Source organism: Wolbachia endosymbiont (group A) of Udea olivalis (assembly GCF_964028365.1).
Lineage (GTDB): Bacteria > Pseudomonadota > Alphaproteobacteria > Rickettsiales > Anaplasmataceae > Wolbachia > Wolbachia pipientis.
On the sequence record NZ_OZ034773.1, the window covers coordinates 1 to 21341 of the forward strand.

The 21341-nt window shown below is 34.6% G+C and carries 13 protein-coding genes, 1 tRNA gene and 1 pseudogene; 9 read left to right on the forward strand and 6 right to left on the reverse strand.

Going from position 1 to position 21341, the window contains the following annotated elements:
• The first annotated feature begins 56 nt into the window (after positions 1-56).
• Positions 57-1073, forward strand: coding sequence for a uroporphyrinogen decarboxylase (gene hemE / locus ABWU32_RS00005; RefSeq protein WP_353278969.1), 1017 nt, complete (start codon positions 57-59; stop codon positions 1071-1073).
• A gap of 69 nt (positions 1074-1142) precedes the next feature.
• Positions 1143-2336 carry a pyridoxal phosphate-dependent aminotransferase gene (locus ABWU32_RS00010; RefSeq protein WP_015589340.1) on the forward strand — a complete coding sequence of 398 codons (1194 nt, stop codon included), beginning with the start codon at positions 1143-1145 and terminating at the stop codon, positions 2334-2336.
• A gap of 53 nt (positions 2337-2389) precedes the next feature.
• Here the strand turns inward: ABWU32_RS00010 and ABWU32_RS00015 are convergent, their stop codons facing one another.
• A complete protein-coding gene (locus ABWU32_RS00015; RefSeq protein WP_015589341.1) occupies positions 2390-2878 on the reverse strand; it encodes a hypothetical protein in 489 nt (162 codons plus the stop codon).
• Between the two features lie 488 nt (positions 2879-3366).
• Here ABWU32_RS00015 and ABWU32_RS00020 point away from each other — a divergent pair, with 488 nt between their 5' ends.
• The 4 genes from ABWU32_RS00020 to glyA all read left to right on the forward strand — a co-directional run bounded on the left by ABWU32_RS00020 (position 3367) and on the right by glyA (position 8560).
• Entirely contained in the window at positions 3367-4581 is a 1215-nt protein-coding gene (locus tag ABWU32_RS00020; protein ID WP_015589342.1) for an MFS transporter, read from the forward strand.
• 75 nt (positions 4582-4656) lie between these two features.
• Positions 4657-5886, forward strand: coding sequence for an MFS transporter (locus tag ABWU32_RS00025; RefSeq protein WP_179949600.1), 1230 nt, complete (start codon positions 4657-4659; stop codon positions 5884-5886).
• A 135-nt stretch (positions 5887-6021) separates the two neighbouring features.
• The gene (locus tag ABWU32_RS00030) at positions 6022-7242 is read left to right on the forward strand and encodes an MFS transporter (protein WP_141457298.1); all 1221 of its coding nucleotides are present in this window, start codon (positions 6022-6024) and stop codon (positions 7240-7242) included.
• A 40-nt stretch (positions 7243-7282) separates the two neighbouring features.
• The gene (gene glyA / locus ABWU32_RS00035) at positions 7283-8560 is read left to right on the forward strand and encodes a serine hydroxymethyltransferase (RefSeq protein WP_015589344.1); all 1278 of its coding nucleotides are present in this window, start codon (positions 7283-7285) and stop codon (positions 8558-8560) included.
• A 743-nt stretch (positions 8561-9303) separates the two neighbouring features.
• On the opposite strand, the gene ABWU32_RS00040 is transcribed toward glyA, so the two are convergent.
• Both ABWU32_RS00040 and ABWU32_RS00045 read right to left on the reverse strand, forming a co-directional pair.
• On the reverse strand, positions 9304-10473 hold the full coding sequence (locus ABWU32_RS00040) for a collagen-like protein (RefSeq protein WP_353278663.1): 1170 nt from the start codon (positions 10471-10473) through the stop codon (positions 9304-9306).
• A gap of 686 nt (positions 10474-11159) precedes the next feature.
• A complete protein-coding gene (locus ABWU32_RS00045; RefSeq protein ID WP_174516957.1) occupies positions 11160-14537 on the reverse strand; it encodes a peptidase M2 in 3378 nt (1125 codons plus the stop codon).
• A 251-nt stretch (positions 14538-14788) separates the two neighbouring features.
• Between ABWU32_RS00045 and ABWU32_RS00050 the strand changes: the two genes are divergently transcribed.
• The 3 genes and pseudogenes from ABWU32_RS00050 to ABWU32_RS07920 all read left to right on the forward strand — a co-directional run bounded on the left by ABWU32_RS00050 (position 14789) and on the right by ABWU32_RS07920 (position 17633).
• Positions 14789-14861 (forward strand) — tRNA-Val (locus ABWU32_RS00050).
• Between the two features lie 26 nt (positions 14862-14887).
• A complete protein-coding gene (locus tag ABWU32_RS00055) occupies positions 14888-15784 on the forward strand; it encodes a cation diffusion facilitator family transporter (protein ID WP_015589346.1) in 897 nt (298 codons plus the stop codon).
• A gap of 52 nt (positions 15785-15836) precedes the next feature.
• Positions 15837-17633: pseudogene (locus tag ABWU32_RS07920) on the forward strand (hypothetical protein).
• Here ABWU32_RS07920 and plsY read toward each other — a convergent pair.
• The 3 genes from plsY to ABWU32_RS00080 form a co-directional block, all read right to left on the reverse strand.
• Positions 17628-18200, reverse strand: a complete 573-nt coding sequence (gene plsY / locus ABWU32_RS00070) for a glycerol-3-phosphate 1-O-acyltransferase PlsY (protein ID WP_015589348.1) — start codon at positions 18198-18200, stop codon at positions 17628-17630. The pseudogene ABWU32_RS07920 and the gene plsY overlap by 6 nt on opposite strands.
• Before the next feature lie 308 nt (positions 18201-18508).
• Positions 18509-19975 (reverse strand): alanine/glycine:cation symporter family protein, encoded by a 1467-nt coding sequence (locus ABWU32_RS00075; protein ID WP_015589349.1) that lies wholly within the window; start codon positions 19973-19975, stop codon positions 18509-18511.
• A 2-nt stretch (positions 19976-19977) separates the two neighbouring features.
• Positions 19978-21321, reverse strand: a complete 1344-nt coding sequence (locus ABWU32_RS00080; RefSeq protein WP_015589350.1) for an alanine/glycine:cation symporter family protein — start codon at positions 21319-21321, stop codon at positions 19978-19980.
• Between the last annotated feature and the right edge of the window lie 20 nt (positions 21322-21341).

Below are 21341 nucleotides of genomic sequence, written 5' to 3' on the forward strand. Positions count from 1 at the left end.
TGATAGAACTATTATTATTGCTATACTTTAATATACAAAAGAATAAACAGAATAGATTGGAAAGCGGCAAAACAACAATAGCGAAAATTATTAAGAGAAATGAGCCGGGTGGAAGAGTGCCTATCTGGCTAATGCGTCAGGCTGGCAGGTCTCTTCCTGAGTACCGCAAAGCAGTAGAAAATATGAATAATTTTATGGAGATATGCTACAACACAGATTTAGTGACAGAATTGACGTTACAGCCGGTGACAAGATTTGACATGGATGCGGCGATAATTTTTTCAGACATTTTAATAATAGCTGATGTTTTGGGTTGTGACGTGAATTTCGTACGCGGTGTAGGTCCAATAATAAAACCCGTGGAAAGTCCTAAGGAATTGAAGGGTCCACAAGAAATTGAAACTAAAACCTTACCAATTCTAAACGCTATAAAAAAAGTCAGAAGCCAATTACCAAAAGAAAAATCTCTCATAGGATTTGCTGGTGGACCATGGACAATAGCCTCATACATCATAGAAGGTGGGAGCAGCAAAACTTTTTCCAAAGTATTAAATTTTTATCCTTCGTGTTTGAAGGAAATAATTGAACGAATAACGGAAGTAACGATTATTTATCTAATTAAACAGATAGAATTTGGAGCAGATGTTATTCAGCTATTTGACAGTAATGCTGGTGCGTTATCGGAACCATTGTTTAAAGAATATGTTATCGAACCAACAAAGAGAATTATCTTGGCAATAAAGGATAGATTTTCTGATTTTCCAATAATAGGTTTTCCAAGGTCTGCTGGAAATCTTTATAAAGATTACTGCGAACAAACAGGTGTATCTGCAGTAAGTATAGATTATAATGTTCCAATAAAATGGGCGAAAGCGAATCTAAACATCCCTCTACAAGGAAACCTTGATCCTAATCTTTTAGCCTATAATAAAACGGAAGCAATCAAAGAAGCAAAACGTATAATAGATTGCTTTAGAGATTTACCCTTCATATTTAATCTCGGACATGGAATACTCCCTGATACTCCAGTTGAAAATATTGCTGCGTTGGTAAACCTGGTAAAAAGCTACTAATACAATACACAAAATTCCTAGCTTTTTTGTTGTACGGGGTTTATCATTTAAATTTAGCTTCAGTAAAATATGTCAGACCTTGCAAAAAGAATGTTCCTAATAAAACCATCACCTACGATTGCTGTAACTGATAAGGCAAATAAGTTGAAAAATGAAGGAAAAAAGATCTGTGTTTTAGCTGCAGGAGAACCGGATTTTGATACTCCAGATCATATAAAAAAAGCAGCTATTCAAGCAATAAGTGAAGGTAAGACTAAATATACTGCTGTTGATGGAACGCGTGAGCTGAAAGAAGCAATAATTAATAAGTTAAGAAAGGATAATAACCTCGAGTACACGCTTAACCAAATCTGTGTTGGTACAGGTGCTAAGCAGGTGTTATTCAATTTGTTCATGGCAACAATTAACTCTGGAGATGAAGTTATTATTCCAGCTCCTTATTGGGTTTCATATGTTGATATGGTAAGTCTTTTTGGCGGCTTGCCAGTTGTAGTAGAATGCAAACAAAATTTTAAACTGACAGCGGAATTATTGAAAAGCAGGATAACTAAAAAAACTAAATGGTTAATTCTTAACTCACCGAACAACCCTGCAGGAGCTGTGTACACATGTGATGAATTGAAAGACATAGCACAAATATTGCTTGAATATCCACATATGAATGTCGTTACAGATGATATTTATGAGCATATAATATACGACGAAAAGTTTTTTACTATCGCTCAGGTTGAGCCGAAGCTTTATGATAGAGTTTTTGTAGTCAATGGAGTATCAAAAGCCTATGCAATGACAGGCTGGAGAATAGGGTATATTGCAGGTAGAAGTGATGTGGTAAAAGCTATCTCTACGCTGCAGTCTCAAAGCACTTCTAATCCAAATTCGATAGCACAAGCAGCAGCAGCAGCAGCATTAAACGGTGATCATAGTTTTTTGAAAGAAAGAACAAGGATTTTTAAGAGTCGTAGAGATTTTATGGTGAAAGAGCTAAATTCTGTCCCGGGATTATCAGCGTCTGTTCCACAAGGTGCGTTTTATTTATTTGTCTCATGTGAAGGATTGCTCAGTAAAAGCACAAAAAGTGGTAAGATAATAAATAATGATTTAGATTTTACTGAATACTTACTGGGAGATCATTTGGTTGCTGTGGTTCCAGGAATTGCATTTGGTCTAGAAAATTTTATCAGAATTTCTTATGCAACCTCTCAGGAACAATTAGAAATTGGATGTGATAGTATTACTAAAGCGTGCCAGGAGTTAAAATGAAATAGACTATCCATTAATTACCCATTTCACCGCGTCAAAAATATTCACTAAGGTTATCTTGAATGCTCTAATTTGTGTTTTTCTATGGAAGGCATTTTTATTGATTGAGCAAGTGTCTTTCTAATATTGAATTCCTCATTTTTTTCATTTTGTTGCAGTAAGTTAATGTTATTTATTTTATTTACTAAATCTTTCCCCTTTTCCAGAGTCTTTAAATCACTTTCGTTAATGTGATGTTCATTGTAAAATTCTGCAACAATTTCTTTTCTTTTCGGATAAGTATTTAAAAATTCCAACACCTGATGTTTAGCAACAGCTTGAATAAATTTCTTATTAAATCTTGAATCGTTATATAGATCTTCTAAATTTTCATCGTAGTGTTTTGCTTCATTTACAGCAAGCTTTATTATCTCTTCTATACCACTTAGAAGTTTCCTATACAATTTGTCGTATCTATTGCCTAGCACGTGTGTAGCGAATGTTTGTTCAATGTATTTTGTTATGTAATTTTGCAGCGTATTATCTATCGTGCTTATATTCATCAGCCTGCTTTAATATTATATTAACTATTTTACACATAAAAAGGTTAATATTGAATTAATAGAATACTTCTGAAGTCAAATTTTACTGAAAATTATGGTATTTAAGATATAATTGTCAGCATGAAATAAAAACATAAATAAAATGGATCTTGTAACAAAAGTGAAGCTCAAGATAAAGATGAATAAGGGTAAAATCATAAATATACTTATCATTTGTGGTGTAATTTTTTTTATATACCTTATTCATGAGCCAGTTGTAGATATGGTAGAAAAAATTATAAGTAAAATAAAAGGTCTCTTTTAAAAATAGAAAAAGTGAACTTTTTCCATCATCCAAACTTGAACCTGGAAAATTTAGTTAATGCATAAACTACTTATGTTGGCTATGAGTTCAACTGTATAAAATTCCGGTAAATTAAAATAAGTATTCATAAAAATATTGTTTTCTATAAACAGAGTATCTATAATACTAGCTTTGGGGTAAAGTATTGCAGAGGAATTTTTTAATCTGGTTGTTGGCGTCACTGTTTTATGCATACCAATATATATTACGCGTAATTCCAAATATTATAATTCCTGAATTGGTAGTAAGGTTTAATATAGGAACAACAGAAATAGGACAATTTTGTGGACTGTATTATGTAGGTTATGTGTTAGCACATATTCCTGTAGGTATTCTTTTAGATAGATTTGGTTCTAAAATTGTTATACCGATTTGTATTGCATTAACATCTTTAGGTGCTTTACCTTTAGTCAGTTCTAATGATTGGAGTTATTCTATTATTGGAAGGATAATTACTGGTATTGGATCCTCTGCTTCAGTACTTGGACTCTTTAAAATAATAAGTATTTATTACCGTAGAGAAAAATTTGCCATGATGTTTAGTATATCAGCTATTATTGGCATCTCAGGTGGTGTATTTGCCACTAAACCGTTACATATCTTATTTAATAAGTTTGGGTGGGACTATGTGTTTGTTACATTTATAACACTGGGATTGTTGCTTGCTCTTGTTTCCTTTATGTTTATACCCAAAATTGATACTTCAGAAGAAAGATTAAATATTAAAAGTTTAAGTGAAGTTATATTCAATAAAAATGTTCTATTAATAAGTTTATTTGGTGGCTTTATGGTTGGACCATTGGAAGGGTTTACAGATGTATGGTCTGCAACATTCTTGCATGAGATGTATGCTATAGATAGACAGGTTGCATACAATATTTCAAAATGGATACTGATAGGCTTTGGTTTTGGATATTTATCACTTTCTTACTTACTAGAAAAAAAACCAACCAAACACTATGAGATAATAATTTCTTGTGCTATGGCTATGATAATTGTGTTTTTATTACTTTTTATATGTAACATTAATTCACTTTTAGCATCCATATTACTATTTATAGTTGGTTTTGCTTCTGCGTACCAAATTGTTTTGACTGCCAAAGTTGTAAATCTTGTGAAGGATGATGCGGTAGCAAGTGCAGGATCTGTAAGTAATGCTATAGTTATGAGTTTTGGCTATTTTTTTCATACCGTTATTGCAAATATAATGAATTTTTATTGGGATGGTAAGATCGTTGATGAAAAACCGCTTTATGGAGCCGATGTAATGGTTAAATCTATGTTAATAATACCTATATGTTTACTAATAGGTATGATAGGCTTTTGGCTACTTAAAGTTATAAGCTGTAAAAAGAGCTAAGCAGATTTAGATGATTAATATAGTATTGTTTTTTATAACTAAAGTATCTATAATCCTAAACTTTAGCTGAGATTCATGTTGCAGAGGAATTTTTTAGTCTGGCTGTTGGCGTCACTGTTTTATGCATACCAATATATATTACGCGTAATTCCAAACATAATTGCGCCTGAATTGATAACAAAATTTAACATAAGTATTACAGATGTTGGCCAGTTTGGTGGGTTATACTATGTAGGCTATACGCTGGCTCACATACCTATTGGTCTTGCTCTTGACAAATTCGGGCCAAAATTTGTTTTGCCTATTTGTATTATCTTAACATTTACCGGAACATTACCACTTATATGCTTTGATGAGTGGTATTATTCAATACTTGGCAGAATAGTCGTTGGAATTGGGTCATCCGCTTCAGCAATTGGGCTTTTTAAAGTTGCAAGCATGTATTTTGCGCAAGAAAAATCAGCAAGAATGGCCAGCTTATCTATAATTATAGGAATTTTGGGAGGGATATGTGGCGGGTTACCTTTAGACTTCTTACTCGATAAATTTGGCTGGAATTATGTTATCTATACATTCTCAGCATTTGGGTGTTTACTTGCTCTGTTGCTGTTCTTAGTAACGCCTGAAAGCAATGCTCAACAGGAAAAAGTTAGCATTAGAGACTTAAAAAACATACTTTTCAACAAGCATATTATTCTAATTAGCTTTTTTGGTGGACTCATGGTCGGTCCAATGCAAGGTTTTGCCGATGGTTGGGTGAAAGCATTCTTTTTTGAAGTATATAAAATGAATGAAGACTTGGCATCTTCTCTCTCTTCCGTAATATTGATAGGAATGTTAATAGGATCATTCTCTTTGGCTTATTTATTGGAAAAATATAAAAATAAGCATTATGAAGTAATAATTGCATGCTCATTTGCAATGATCGCTAGTTTTCTTTTGCTTTTTACTCAGATTGGTGGCTTGTATGTTGTATTACCTACGCTTTTTATTATTGGCTTCACATCTGGATATCAGGTGGTTACCATTTACAAAGCGATAAGTTATGTAAATAATAACTTAGTAGGCCTGGCTACAGCTGTGTCAAACATGATAGTTATGGTTTTTGGCTATTTTTTTCACACTGGGATCGCAAAAATAGTAGATTTGTGTTGGGATAGAACAATAATACAAGGAAATCCTGTGTATGGTGCTGAATTGCTGATAAAAGCAACATCAGTTATTCCTGTATGTTTGCTGGTGGCTGTTTTTGGGCTCTTATGGTTAAAAAATAAAGATTTTAGAGAAGTTGATTGTAATAAGTAGATAATTTATCGAAGGCTCGTATGATAAAATCGTTAGATGTACTAATTTAAGGCTCTTGTTATTATGAAATATAATACTTTATTTTACTTTGATATTTTTGTTTTAATTGTAATTGGGTTTTATTAGGTGGTAGGTATGTCGAAAAGTAATTTTTTTGTATGGTTGATAGTATCTCTTTTCTATGCATACCAGTATGTGTTACGTGTCATGCCAAACATAATTGCGCCTGTATTAATAACAAAATTTAATATAAGCATTGCAGATTTAGGGCAATTTAATGGTCTCTACTATGTGGGATTTACACTAGTTCATATCCCTGTTGGTCTTTGTTTTGATAGATTCGGTCCAAAAATTGTTTTACCTATTTGTGCTGTCTTGGTGTCTATTGGAACATTACCTCTTGTGTGCTTTGATGAGTGGTATTATTCAGTATTAGGTAGAATAATTGTTGGGATTGGCTCGTCTGCGTCAGTAATAGGAGTATTTAAAGTTGCCAGTATGTATTTTTCGCGAGAAAAATCAGCAAAAATGGCAAGCATATCTGTTATTATAGGGCTATTAGGGGCAATATATGGTGGTCTACCAATAGAACTTTTGCTTGATGAGTTTGGTTGGAATTATGTAATTTATATTCTTTCAGGGTTTGGTTTCTTACTCGCTTTATCTTTATTTTTAGTTATTCCTTACAATGCTTACAACTTTCGAAAAGAAAAAATTAGCATGAAGGATCTAAAAACTGTGCTTTTCAATAAATATATCATTCTAATTAGTTTTTTTGGTGGCTTAATGGTAGGTCCACTAGAAGGTTTTGCTGATGCTTGGACAAAAGCTTTTTTATGTGAGGTATATCAAATGGCCGGTGATCTAGCGTCTTCAATTTCTTCTGTTATATATGTAGGATTTGCAGCTGGATTGCTCTCTTTTGCTCACATATTAGAAAAATATCCAAATAGACATTATGAAGTTATTATTGTCTGTTCCTTTGCAATGATTGCTAGTTTCCTTTTACTTTTTACACAGGCTGGCGGATTGTATATTGTATTGCCTGCACTTCTTGTTATAGGTTTCGCTTCTGGATATCAAATAGTAACACTGTACAAAGCATTAAGTTATGTAAATAATAACTTAATAGGATTAACTACAGCTGTGTCAAATATGATAGTCATGGTTTTTGGCTATTTTTTTCACACTGGGATCGCAAAAATAATAGATTTGTGTTGGGATAGGACAGTGATACAAGGAAATCCTGTGTATAGTGCTGAATTGCTGATAAAAGCAACATCTATTATTCCTGTATGTTTGCTGATAGCTGTTTTTGGGCTCTTATGGTTAAAAAAGCAGGATAAGCAGTCTTAAAATTGCTTGTGCATCTTAAAATTAAAGCGAGGTTTGATCTATGATGAGTGTTTTAAAAAAAATCTGTGGCTCTAAAAATAGTTTAAAGTCTTTTGATAACGAGGTTTATCAGTCTATAGAAAAAGAATTACAACGCCAAAAATCACAATTGCAATTAATTGCATCAGAAAATTTTGCAAGCAAAGCGGTAATGGAGGCACAAGGCTCTTTTCTGACTAATAAATACGCAGAAGGTTATCCAGGTAAAAGATATTACTGTGGTTGTGAGCATGTGGACAAAATTGAAAGTCTGGCTATAGAGAGACTTTGTAAGTTGTTTGGTGTAAAATTTGCAAACGTTCAACCTCACTCTGGTTCTCAGGCGAATCAAGCAGTGTTTGCTTCACTACTTGCTCCAGGTGATACGATACTTGGATTGTCACTGAATTGCGGTGGGCATCTAACTCATGGTGCGGCACCAAGCCTTTCTGGTAAATGGTTTAAGTCAGTTCAATATACAGTGAATAAAGACACTTACTTGCTGGATATGGATGAGATAGAAAAGCTGGCGCTGGAGCATAAACCGAAATTGATCATAGCTGGTGCTTCTGCTTATCCGAGAAAAATGGACTTCAAACGCTTTCGCGAAATTGCAGATAAAGTTGGTGCTTATTTGCTTGCAGACATTGCTCACTATGCAGGGCTTATTGCAGCGGGCGAATATCCATCCCCTGCTGAATATGCACATGTTATGACTTCCACAACTCACAAAACTTTGCGTGGTCCTCGTGGTGGAATAGTGATGACCAATGATGAAGCATTACACAAAAAAATTCAATCTGCAGTTTTTCCAGGATTGCAGGGCGGGCCACTTATGCATGTGATAGCTGCAAAAGCTGTTGCATTTAAAGAAGCATTAGCACCAGAGTTTAAGACTTATAGCAAGAAAGTCGTGGAAAATGCGAAAGTGCTGGCTCAAGAATTGCAAAAGCATGGACTTGACATTATAACCGGTGGCACTGACTCTCATATAGTGCTAGTTGACTTAAGATCGCAGAAATTAACTGGAAAAGACGTTGTAGATAGCCTTGAGAGAGCCGGTATTACCTGTAATAAAAACTCTGTACCATTTGATACAGCAAAGCCGACCATCACTTCAGGGCTCCGTTTTGGCACCGCTGCTGAGACAACACGCGGACTTGAGGCAGAAAATTTTAAAGAGATAGCTGGTCTAATAAATGAAGTAATTCAAGGATTAATCAGCGGAAATAGCTCAAGTGTCGAAAAAGCAGTAAAAGCTAAAGTTGAAAGGATTTGTAGTAATTTTCCTATTTATTAATTTATGTGGTGTCATCCAAGTAGCTGGTAGAAACGAAAAAACTTACTTGACACCCTTCGCCAGCCCTCTTATCATGAAACTGAAGGTATTCATTTATCTTCAATCTGTGCAGATTAAACGACAACAGTATTACGTAATTGGCGTCTTATTTTTAATTTTTTGCACTATGCGCACCCTACGTCTTCACAACATTTCTGGGTTTTTACCTATATAAGCTGAAACGCGCTTATAAAGCGTTTAAGACAGTATAGCACGCCAATTTGCAGGATTAGAGAGTGACAACTAGCTAATACGGGATTTCTTTTGCCTTTTTTTCTGCTTAGTAAATTTCTTAAACATTTAAACTAAGATGAGTTGCATTTAAAAGCAGCTAAATTGCAGTGTTTAAGACTTAAAAAACGCCAATACTGAAAATAGACAATGACTAGGGCTTCTTTTGCCTTTTTTCGTTTGGTAAATTTCTTAATGTTTGTAGCTAACATGAACAAACATTTGAGAGTAACTTCTGCTAGTAGGGTGTCATCCCAGTGCCCAGACACTGGGATCCAGGAATTTTATTAAGTTGGTAAGCATAAAAGTAGCCGTTTTATGTTAAAATACAACATTTTAATGATTATGAAAAGGCTGGATTCCAGCGTCACGCGCTGGAATGACATTGTAGGGTGTTATCCGAGTCCTTTTTCCGTCATCAGAGGACCATATGACGTCATCCAAGTAGCGTGACTACTTGGATCTAAGCTGTATTACCAAGTCCAATTAAGTGCAGCATCATCACTTGTTGGAGGCTCAAAATACGGTTGTGACATTTCCTCTTGCACAGCTCTTTTAAATTCTGGACTTTGTATGCTTATCTTTGTTACATGCTCTTGTAAGGCTTTCTCAGAAGCTATTTCAGCAGCTGTTGGACTTTTACCATCTGCTCCTGTCTCCCCTTGTGGGCCTTGAGCTCCATCTTTACCATCTGCTCCTTTAGGACCAGTGGCTCCTGTCTCCCCTTTTAGCCCTTTACCTCCTAAGAACACCTTTGCTGTTTGATCATTTTTGTCACCATACGCTGTGTCAGTAGCATCAAGAAATCCTCCTAATTTATCCACTAAAATTGATTTGTCGCCGTCTTTTGCATCAAATATAGCATTCACGACATCTTTCGCTGCAGCTTTTGTTTTAAGCTCTGTAGCTTTAACAAAAGCAGTCTCTGCAGCAGTTTTAGTGTAAACTTCATCGGCTGGAGCAGCTTTAATATATACCTTATTTGTAAAATCAGGAGAAGCAGTTATAGCATCCACAACAGGCTGTTTTACTACTTCTGTTTTTAGCGTATCTGTAAGTCCTAAAGTTTTAACAAATGCATCATCAACACCTTTTTTGGTATAGATACCTTTATCATCAGCACCTTTTGCTAATTCTGGTATTAAAGCATCCACAACAGCTTTTTTTGCAACTTTTGTTGCAAGATCTGCAGTTTTAACAAACGCAGTATCTGCATCATTTTTAGTGTATACTTTATCGGTAAAATCAGTAGAAGCAATTATAGCATCCACGACATCTTTTGCTGCAGCTTTTGTTTTAAGCTCTGTAGCTTTGACAAAAGCAGTATCTGCATCAGTTTTAGTGTAAACATCTGCAGTATTAGCTTTGTTGGCTAGATCAGCTGCACCAGCTTTCTCTCCTAGCTCAGCATGGACGTAATTCTTGTCAGCTTTTTTTGCCAACTCATCATTTACATTTCTTTTAGTGTAAACATCTGCAGTATTAGCTTTCTTTCTCAACTCATCATCCACACCTTTTTTAGTATATATACCTTTATCATTAGCACCTTTATTGAGTTCCACTATCAATTTTCCTAAAAAATTTTTGTTAGTTGCAAGGTTTTCTATTGTATCTATTGTACTCAATTTTTCACTCAACGCCATATCACCCTCCATTAATTACAAAAACCATAGCATGCATGAAAATAGTATAATTTTCGTTAATGTTAGATTTTACATAAGATTTCCTTGAAACTTGTTGTTTCAGAATTCTTCTCTTGTCATTCAAGTGTGTAGCAGATGATGTCATTCCAGTCTGGAATCCAGCCTTTATTATGCAGCCACTTATTTAAAGTTAAGTTTTCTGGATCCCAGTGGGCTTTGTTGCATCGCTAGCTATGATGGATTAAAGATAAAAAAGATAGCGAATATCAGTAGCTTATTATTCTGGTATTTATAACAAGAACGGTCAGTGAATACCTAAATTTGAGTAAAAGAAATTTTACTACCACTCACTAATCTGGCTAAAATTCAAGAATTTCAATGCTTTAGCTATTTTCAATAGAATTAAATTTATTAATATAAATAACAAATTACTATTCTTAAATTTGATCAGATTGATTGCAAAAAAACAAGATTTTCAATAGGTTGCTTATAATCCTAACTATAGTTAGCCTTTCATAAGTAGCGATGCAACAAAGCCATCCCAGTGTCTGGGCACTGGGATGACACCGAAGGGGCTACTCGGATGACAAACCCTGTCATTCCAGGGCGTGACGCTGGTTTCCATCCAAGACGGCAGTGCTTGACACTGGAATGACAAGAAGAGGGCACTGCCCTCCTTGTATGTATTAGATATAGGCCGAGTTGTGGTCGTGATAAATGTGATCGCTTGCGCAATCGAACATTTTCACAAAACCATTCTCTAGATAAAGATTATATTCGTGATGTTGATCTGATAATACAATATTATCTTGCTCCTCTGAATTGAAATGACTTGAATCTGACAGCAATTCGTAATTTGGATTATCTATTTTACTAATGCTGCTTATTACTTTGCCATTACCACTTGATATAGCTAAACTATAACTATCACCATCCTTCATTATCTTGATGGACACCTTATCTTCAGGTAACACTATAAGCTTTTTCGTATCACTATCGTGGATTACGAATTTGCCTTTTTCAAAATAGTATTTGTCTTCCGGCAAAGCACCAACCTTGTATTCTGATGTGTGCAGTTTGTTCCAAAAATCTAACACAGATTGCTTTTCTGCTCCTTCCGCTCTATCATATAAGGCTTTTACATCATTATAATCTATCGTTACATTTGCCTTATGCTTCCCTTCTGAGTCCTGCTCGTAGCTCTTTTCTATTTTGAGAATTGTGTCTTTTAATACTACCTGTTCTTGCTCTTTCTCCTCCACTGAAGCTGACCTTTTTGCCCTTGTTGGAATTTGTGGCTGGTCAGACTGCATTTCACTATTGTCGTTTGATGCAGTTTTCTCTTCAGCAGCTTGTGCAACAACATTAGTAGTACTATGAACTTCTGTCTTAGTTTCACTTACTTGCCCTTTTGGACTTTCGGTTTTTGTATATATTCTCTGATAGTCCGTGTAGCCTCTATTAGTATCACCGATATCACCACTACCTTGATCGAAAGTTATTTTTTTACTTCCATTTCCCATATCCTCAATTTCAACTTGAGGAGAAACAGATGCTAGGAAATCGTTATAACTGTAGTTGTAGTCAGCAGAAAAGAATATTTTACCTTTGAAGTTATGGAAGTTATTAGATAACATTCCAATTTCTTCGTCGCCATCAAACAATTTTACTTTAGTGAAATATGTTTGATCTTTTATTCTAACTATTTCACCGCTAGAGTTTCTTTGTATGTGGTAATCATTTGGGTCGTACTTTATAGCAAAAAGTTTGCCAGAGCCATATTTCTCTAAGTTTATAAGGCCCACATTTACATGTTTATGGGAATAATCTCTCTTTTCATATTCATGTGCAAATATTGGATCTATGTATCTATATTCATCTGATATATTTGGCATACCTATTGGATGTTCATTACCATCTTTTGTCACCGGAACAAGCTTATATGCTCCGTCTTTTTCCACTAATTTTAGATGAGTAATACTTTGTGGTAGTTGAAACCTTACATTTGCTCCATGGTCATGAATAAATAGATCACCTTTCTCGGTAATATAAAAGCCCATATTTTTAAATTCATGTAAGCGCTCGTCTCCTTGCTTTACGACAGCTTCATATACATCATCGTCTGTCCTATCTGTTCCCTTATTATCCAGTAATTTTCCTTTTTCCACGATTACTCCATTTGCCTTTTGCTCATCAGAATATTGTGCATGTTCTGAATCCTGATGATTCAAAATTTTGGTACCTCTAAGAAGCAGAGAATCTAAATCTTTTTGGATGTGTCCAGTGCTAGGATGCAACAATTCATTTTCATGTAAATGCGCTTCATCAAAGTATTCATCGCGTTCAACTGTTCTGCCATCTATTAGGGAAGCTTTATAATGACCATTTTCTTTTGTAACTGCCATGTAAGCACCGCCTTCGTATGAAACATTTAAGTTGTGTAATATATCCTCAAAAACGAAAGTTTCTTTAGTTTGGCCTTCAACTTGCTTAAAAAATCCTGATTCGCTCAATAATTCTCCAAGCTTTGTATTTCCGTCATATATAGACAGTGCACCCATATCTCCTTGACCATGAGCTTGCATAGAAAAAATCTTACCTTCTTGTAGATCAATATGATTTGTACCTCTTATCAAGTTTGAATCGATATTGATCATCTCTTCTAACATCTTTTCTACATCGATGTTCTTAGTCGCTTTTACTTGTTCTAAGCCAGTGTTTATGGTTTCATCAAGTAAGGTACTTTTTAATTCCTCATATTTGGAGGGAATTGAATAATATTTGTCTGAATACTCTTCGTAAGAAATCTTCCCTTCGCTATATTCTTTATTTATCTTGGGATATTCCATTTGCCTCTGCTCATCCAGATTTTTTAATGCATCATCATAAGCTTTCTTTAAATTTTCATCATACTTTGATAGCATTCTAAAAGCCTGATTTTTATACTCTAGACTGTTTCGGTACTCATTACCTTGTTGGTCAGAGTAAGTTAGTTTATCTTGTCCATCGGAAGTTTTTACTACCTTGAGGAAATGATATTCCTTTGATATATCAAGTGTATCATTTGTTGCCCTATTTATAGCACGAGCAACATCATAAAATGCAACGTGTTCTACAGGAGAAAAACTTCCAACGTTTTCTCCATCCATTTTTTCTATATTTGCTTTATAGTAGGATACGTTTTTAATTTCTCCACCCACTATTTCTTGACCAGTTGCTATGAAATCTCCTTTTGTAACTTGCAAAGCGTTGAGATGTTCCATTGCAGTTTCTGTATCATTCTCAGCAAGCCAACTTTTGAAGTCAGTATCGTGTCCTTTTATGTCTTTCAAGAAACTTTTTGACTCATCTGAGTTACCTTGACGTAAAGCATCTAGGTAGTCTCTTAATAAACTAGGATCTTTTTCCTGTAAGTACATTATCAACGCATGACCTGTTTTATAAACTAGGCTATTTGCTTCGCTGTCCTTTGAGTATTCTAAACTTAAAATTTTATCTAAATCCAAATTTGCAGCTTCGGTCTTGTCAATACTTGATCCTTGAGAATTGAATTTATGATCTGAATGATGCTCAAAGTAATCTGCAATTCCTTCCATTAATACTGTAGGTAAAGATTTGCCTCCTGTAGCCAAGTAAGTTAAACCATGTGCAAATTCATGCTGAAGATTATGAACGCCACCTTGCTGGTAGACGTACATTTCAGCAAAAACATCAGCTTTCCCTTTGTAGTAACATTTACCACCTTCGTCTCCAAGGTAAGAACCGAAACGCTCGCTTCCACCAAGGTGAGTGTAATCATCCTTGTCATCAAACATGTAAATTTTAAATGTTTGTTCTGAACTGCCGCGTTCTAACTTGAATGTATCTTTAAAACTAGTAGCTGTTTCTCTTATCTCACTTTCAATGTTAGCAACTTTACTTGCTCTTAAATTGTGAGAATAAACCTCTACTTTAATATTTAAATCTTCAACTTCTATAACATGTGGCGAATTAAACCCTTTGCCGTTATTGTTGAAGTATTCTTCTTTAGTTATATTTTTATTTACTTGTTGATTGATTGCCATGATTCTAACCTATAATTTATTAACTCTTCAAATATCAAGCATAAAGTAATTTCCCTAAAAAAAACGTAAATTCCTGTATTAATATAATTTATATCTTAATAAATAAAGTATAGATAGTTAACTTAATATGTAAAATTTAGAATATGGCTGAAATTCTATACAGCTATATTTCGGAATCACATTGGACAAGGACAAAAGCAAAGTGGTTTATTGACTTTCATTCCACCAAAGCACTATACTAAAACCACGATGGGTAATTAGCTCAGTTGGTAGAGCACTTGCTTGACGTGCAAGCGGTCGCTGGTTCGAACCCAGTGTTACCCACGTTTTTGTTCATGAAAAGATTTTATATGACAGCAGTGCATAACGGTAAACACTCAGCAGCGCAGTCCAAGCGCTTAATCTATTCCATAATAATAGTTGCGATAACAATGTTTATGGAAATAGTAGGTGGAATAATTTCACATTCGCTTGCTCTATTATCAGATGCAGGGCATATGCTCACTGACCTCTTTGCCTTGGTTTTAAGCTGGTTAGCACATAGGTTTTCAGCTAAGAAATCCGATTTGCAGAGATCATACGGGTATCATCGGTTGCAGATAATTGCAGCATTTGTTAATGGTTTAACTCTATTCCTCATTGCAGTAATCATTATAATTGAGTCAATAAAAAGGTTTATTTTTCCAGTCAATGTTGAGTGGAAAGTAATGTTAATAATTGCTACACTTGGCCTGATCTCTAATATCATAGTCTTTTTTATATTACATAGTAAATGCGAGAGCAATATAAACATAAAAAGTGCTGTACTACACGTTATAGGAGATATCTTAGGTTCTGTAGCTGCTATACTTGCATCCATAATTATCATGCTTACTGGATGGCAAATAGTAGATCCAATCTTATCAGTATTTGTTAGTGTGATAATTCTAAATAGTGGCTACAAAATTCTAAAGAATTCTTGCCATATACTCCTTGAAGGTACACCTGAGGGTATATCTGCTGAAGAGATAAAAAGTAAGATCACATCAGAATTACCTGAAGTGATAGATGTGCACCACATACATACATGGTCGCTGTCTGATAATTATTTTATAATTACCATGCATGCTAAAATAAAGCAAAATGTGCAGCACACCAATGTTTTATATGAAATAAAAAAAATATTGCTAGATAAGTTCGAAATAGCACACTCTACAGTTGAAATCGAGTATGATGAATGTGCGGATAATAAGATACTTAAACATTGACGTTTTAAATTATTATGCTATTACTAAAGTGTAATGATGTTGAAGGTAAGCTATGATAGGTATTTCTCAAATACAATTTCCTTCAAAGGAATCTAGCAGGCTAAAGTTTGTTAGTTATTTTGCAACTTTTGTTTCTTTAAGCATTATCACTAATCCCGTTAATGTTCTTTTTTCTCTTGGTACTATATTCTTCAGGTCTGAAATTAAAACTCTTTATATCTACAAAGAAATAAAAACGGCAAAACAGCAAAAGATGAGCAAAAGGGAATATTGGGAAATATTTTTTAAGAACAATACAATCAAGGTAGCAGCCTTCCTCTTGTTTTCTGCTTTTATAACATATCTAACTTTCACTACCACTTTTTTGCTTATTTCGTTACTGGGAACTATACCACTTACAATGCTATTGGTTTTATTGCAGAGTGAACTGAGACCAAAAGATTTTAACCCATTTACGCTGCTTAAAGCTTCTATAAATTTCTTTTTGGAGGGTATAAAAGAGAATTTACGTGGTATGGTTAATAGTTTTGATGTTAAGCTTGAACATTTACTGCCCCATCAATTAAATGATGATATCATTAAAAATATTGATAAATTAAAAGATAAGTATGGTGAAAAAGTATCCGAAGACGTTATTAATGATAGAGAATTTAAGCAATTTATTGAATATATAAATGATTTAAATGAACTTAATTATCGTCAATTTAGTGATTAGGATAAAGGAAGAGTAATTACATTTTTAAATGACTTTTGCAAAGATGATCAAAAGCATAGCTCCGGCTTTACAGGTGGACAGATTTTACTTTTAGTTCTGAAAGCCTGCAATGATGGAGACAGAGAAGCTGTAAAAAATAAAAAAGACGCGTTAATTACAAATTTGCTTGATAGCCAAACTTTCTCTAGAAAAGAGCGAATCCCTAACACCTGTTTTACCGGTATTGTCTACAGAATGTTAAGCACACTAGAGGGTATTCATCCTGATCCAGAAATTAGATTTACTGCTCCGCAGCAAATATCAATTTCAGAGGCAAAAAATGAAGCACGTAAGTTCATGTTAGACAGGTTAAAAAACAAAAAAAACAGTAAAGAAATTCTTAAGGCTTGGTACAAAGCTCAGAATGACCCTAACGATGAAAGTCAGAAGATAGTTGATAATTTTATTTCAGAAGTAAGTATTCCTTTAATGAGAAAATTATTGAGTTTCACTTCTCAATATAGTGAACAAATTGTGCTGATGTTAATGAAAGATATTAGTTCTATAAAGTTAGTAGAATTCTTGGATGAGCGCTTATCTTTTTATATTGCACAAGAAACAAACACAAGATGTTGTGCTGATATAAAAGAAAAAGTTTTTCTAGAGCTTTTAAACCAAAATTTACTCAAGACAGATTTTTCTCTCAAGGATTCATCTGTGGATGAAGCTAAAAGAATAGCTAGCAAAATAATAATAGGAGAAGTCGAGAAATTTAGGTCAGAAGCTGTTGAAAAGGCTAGGAAAGTTAACCCTATAGAAGTTCAAGTAGATGCTACATTGCAAAATCTGTCAGCCTTGCCACGAGAAAAGAAGTGTTGCATTGCGTATAGCAGACTAAGTAGCCAGTATAAAGGTGATGAAAGAGAGATAATGGAGAACATCTTACTAAAAAAATTAGAGATAACGAAAAAAGAAATGAATAAGATGCTAGAAGAGAATGATATACGTAAGCTAAAATTAGCACTTGATGATGCATGTAAGAAAAGTGGAAAAAGCATGGAAGAAATGATAAAAGAAGTAGAGGAAGTAGTCTCAAGTCGTTTCTCGCATGAAGTATCTGTTAGTAATATAGCAGCAGATTCAGCATGCTTATAAAAATTTATTTTCCTTACCTTGCAGAAGATTCACAATATTTCTGTGGTGCTTTAAGAAAACTAGTGCTCCTATAATTAGTAATGTTAAGAACAAATTCCTCTGAAAAAAAAAGGACCATGCTACAGCCGTTGAAGTAGCACTGAGTGAAGCAAGGGAAGAGTATCTAAAGGCAAGAAAGACTATTATCCAAATTATTACGAATACTAAAGTAATATCAATGTTAAATGCTATCAGTATCCCTAGAGTGGTTGCAACGCCCTTTCCTCCACTGAATTTTAGCCATACAGGAAACATGTGTCCTAAAACTGCTAAAATTGCAGATATGTATATACAAAGATTATCATCAAAAAATTGTTGTGCTATATAAACGGCAATAAATCCCTTAAAGGAATCCAGAAGTAATGCCAAAGCAGCAAGAAATTTATTTCCTGTTCTTGCAACGTTTGTAGCACCAATATTACCTGAACCTATTTCTCTTAAGTTTATCCCTTTTATTCTTGTAATGATTAAGCTAAACGGTATTGAACCGAGTATGTAGGATAGTATAAGGATTACGTACCTCTCCATCATATCCACAGTTGTTGTAATTTGAAGGCAATTTGTTGCCTTGAACGACGTCGTTCCAGCGTTTCTTTTCGTATCATCTGAGTACCAGAAGGGTGTCATTCCAGTGCTTGACACTGGAATCCAGATATAAAAGTATTCGCAAATTATGCAGTTGACAACGGATTCTAGGAGCATATCTTAAAAATAATGTCCATGATGAAATAGACTGGATCCCAGTGTCACGCACTGGGATGACAAGAGAGAGTTCTGAGGTAACAAGAAGATGGTACTGAAATGACATCTGTTGTTGTACCTTCATATGCCAAAATTTAATTAATTTTATTATTCCTCAGCCTTTTTAGGTAGCACTGAACTTCATCGTTAATCTGATTGCTAAACAGTATAAGCGCTGTCATGTTGATCAAAGCTAAACAAGAGAACAAAGTTCCACCGATATTGGCAATAGCCATTATATCTTTAGAAAGGCCAGAGAAAAACGCCACAATTATTACCGCTATGCGGTATATCACTATACTTTTTGCACCGAATAAATATAGCCACCCCATTTCACAACAATATACAAATGAAATTACCGAAGAAAATGCAAACAAAGGAGCAGCTACTGTTAGAAGGATAGGAAACCATGGAGAAACTGTCTCAAATGCCTTTTGAGTAATTAATATTCCCTCACCAACACCTGTTTGGTATGCACCTGTTATTACTATCGTTATTCCAGTTAAACAGCAAATGAGCATTGTATCAAAACACGGCTCTATCATTGCAACAAGCCCTGTTCTTACTGGTTCTTCATCTTTAGTTGTTGCATGAGTAATTGAAGCAGAACCAACACCCGCTTCGCTGGCAAAGATTGCCCTTTGAATTCCAGCAACAAATGCTCCTACCATCCCTCCGCCAACAGCATTGAAATCTATCATAGTGGAAAATAATATTTTCAACGTATAACCAAGGTTATGAATATTAAATGCAATAATAATAATACAACTAAAGATATATATAAGTGACATAATAGGCACTAGTGCAGAAGATACTCTAGCTATCCTTTTAATTCCACCAATAATCACTAGAGCAAGCAGCGCAGAGATTATGGAAGAAAGAAACCAAGAGTGACCATCTACCCAACTTGAATAGCCAGATAATATGGAAACCATTTGGTTGGTTTGAAACGCTACACTTCCACCAAGACCTGATAATACAAAGAATACTGCATACATGGCAGCCAGCACAATACCAAGTTTTTTAAATCCAAATTCCTCCAGACCATTCCTTATATACTGAAAGGGACCACTAAACAATTGGTCCTGATCTTCTGTTCTATGTCTAAACGCCAACGTTACCTCAGCAAATTTTGCTGACATACCAAAAAAACCTGTAATCATCATCCAAGGCACCGCTCCTGGCCCTCCCATTGAAACTGCAATTGCGACTCCAGCAACAGTTCCAAGGCCTACTGTGCTTGAAAGTGCAGTCATAAATGCCTGAAAATGCGTAATATGACCATCATGGTGATTCGTGTCATATTTTCCACATAAAATAGCAAATGCATGCTTAAACATTCTTATGTTGAGAAATCCAAAACGTAATGTTAGAAACACATAACCAAAAACTAGTAGAAGGATTATAAATGGCACGTAAAGGATCTTGAAAAACAGCACTTCATTCATGAAGTTATTTATTCCATTCAACACAGCGTCATAACTTTCGTAAAAACCTGAAGCAGCATGCGCATCATTAAACAATAGACAAAATAACACCATACAAAGTAATCTATAAGTCATGTTTAATACCTTTTAGAATTGTAATAGGAATCTATTGTACTCAAGACTTCCCTTCTCAGTAGATATATTGCAACAGCATTTGGAATCATAAGGCACATAAACAAACTGTCACCTAGATAAGATATAAATTCTATATTCTTTGACATACAACTGATATACACTGAAACCACTATAAGAATTTGGAACGGTATCAGTATTTTTTTACTACCAAATAAATACAGCAAAGCAACTTCACAGTAGTAACAATAAGCTATTATTGTGGAAAATGCAAAGGAAAACATCATTAGCGGAAAAACTAACTTGCTGAACAAGGGCAAAGCTGTTGAAAATATCGAACTAATTAGTGTAATATCACCCACGTTATCAGTGCTATGCATACCAGTGATAATTATCACAATACCAGTCAAAAATGAGATTAATATTGTGTCTATAAGTGGTGCAATCATTGCAACGCACCCAACTTTAATTGGATCTTCTTCTTTTACAGCTGAATGTGCTATAGCTGCTGTTCCGGTACCTGCTTCGTTAGCAAACACTGATCTTCTCACTCCGGCTATTAATCCGCTCAATACTCCGCTTCCTATAGCTGATTTATTGAAGATATCTTGGAATATTATGGATAGAGCATTCAGCAAATTACTTCCGTTTACATAAATTAAATATATACACATACCCACATATAGCACTATCATAATTGGTGCTAAGCTCGTTGAAACGAAAGCAATGCGCTTTATTCCTCCCAATATTACAATAAAGACAAGCAGGGATATAATAATGGATGCGTTGTATTCTAGGAGGTTATTTGATAGTGCTGCTATTTGATTTGCTTGAAATGGTATACCGCCCAAAATCATTGCAATAAGTAGCATAATCGCATAAGTGAAGGCAAGAAATCTACCAGTTTTTGCAAATCCAATTTTTGCAAGCCCGTACTTCATGTAATAAAAAGCCCCGCCAGTTGTATTTTCAGAGCGATAAGTAAATGCAAGCACCACCTCGGCAAACTTTATCGACATACCAAGTATTCCGGTAATTACCATCCAAAAAACTGCACTTGGGCCCCCTATTGTGATAGCTATTGCAACTCCTGATATTGTTCCAAGACCAACTGTTCCTGAAATTACTGTTGCAAACGCTTGAATATGAGTGATTATGCCATTGTTGCTGTTATTACACTTTAGATTGAATAGCGTCTGTATTCCATATTTAAGTAACCTAAAGTTAATGAATTTGAACTGGGCAGTACAAAAGATTCCAGTTGCAATTACCCAAATAATTATAAATGGAATGTTGAATATCTTTATATACAGAAATGAATTTAATAGTTCACTTATCTTCAAAATCATGCAGTTTTCTATTTTTTGTT

Bases quoted from the DNA above. Each gene is read 5' to 3' on its own strand.
- ABWU32_RS00010 (WP_015589340.1), top strand. From the start codon at position 1,143: ATGTCAGACCTTGCAAAAAGAATGTTCCTAATAAAACCATCACCTACG.
- ABWU32_RS00015 (WP_015589341.1), bottom strand. From the start codon at position 2,878: ATGAATATAAGCACGATAGATAATACGCTGCAAAATTACATAACAAAA.
- ABWU32_RS00025 (WP_179949600.1), top strand. From the start codon at position 4,657: ATGTTGCAGAGGAATTTTTTAGTCTGGCTGTTGGCGTCACTGTTTTAT.
- ABWU32_RS00030 (WP_141457298.1), top strand. From the start codon at position 6,022: ATGTCGAAAAGTAATTTTTTTGTATGGTTGATAGTATCTCTTTTCTAT.
- glyA (WP_015589344.1), top strand. From the start codon at position 7,283: ATGATGAGTGTTTTAAAAAAAATCTGTGGCTCTAAAAATAGTTTAAAG.
- ABWU32_RS00040 (WP_353278663.1), bottom strand. From the start codon at position 10,473: ATGGCGTTGAGTGAAAAATTGAGTACAATAGATACAATAGAAAACCTT.
- ABWU32_RS00045 (WP_174516957.1), bottom strand. From the start codon at position 14,537: ATGGCAATCAATCAACAAGTAAATAAAAATATAACTAAAGAAGAATAC.
- ABWU32_RS00055 (WP_015589346.1), top strand. From the start codon at position 14,888: ATGACAGCAGTGCATAACGGTAAACACTCAGCAGCGCAGTCCAAGCGC.
- plsY (WP_015589348.1), bottom strand. From the start codon at position 18,200: ATGGAGAGGTACGTAATCCTTATACTATCCTACATACTCGGTTCAATA.
- ABWU32_RS00075 (WP_015589349.1), bottom strand. From the start codon at position 19,975: ATGACTTATAGATTACTTTGTATGGTGTTATTTTGTCTATTGTTTAAT.
- ABWU32_RS00080 (WP_015589350.1), bottom strand. From the start codon at position 21,321: ATGATTTTGAAGATAAGTGAACTATTAAATTCATTTCTGTATATAAAG.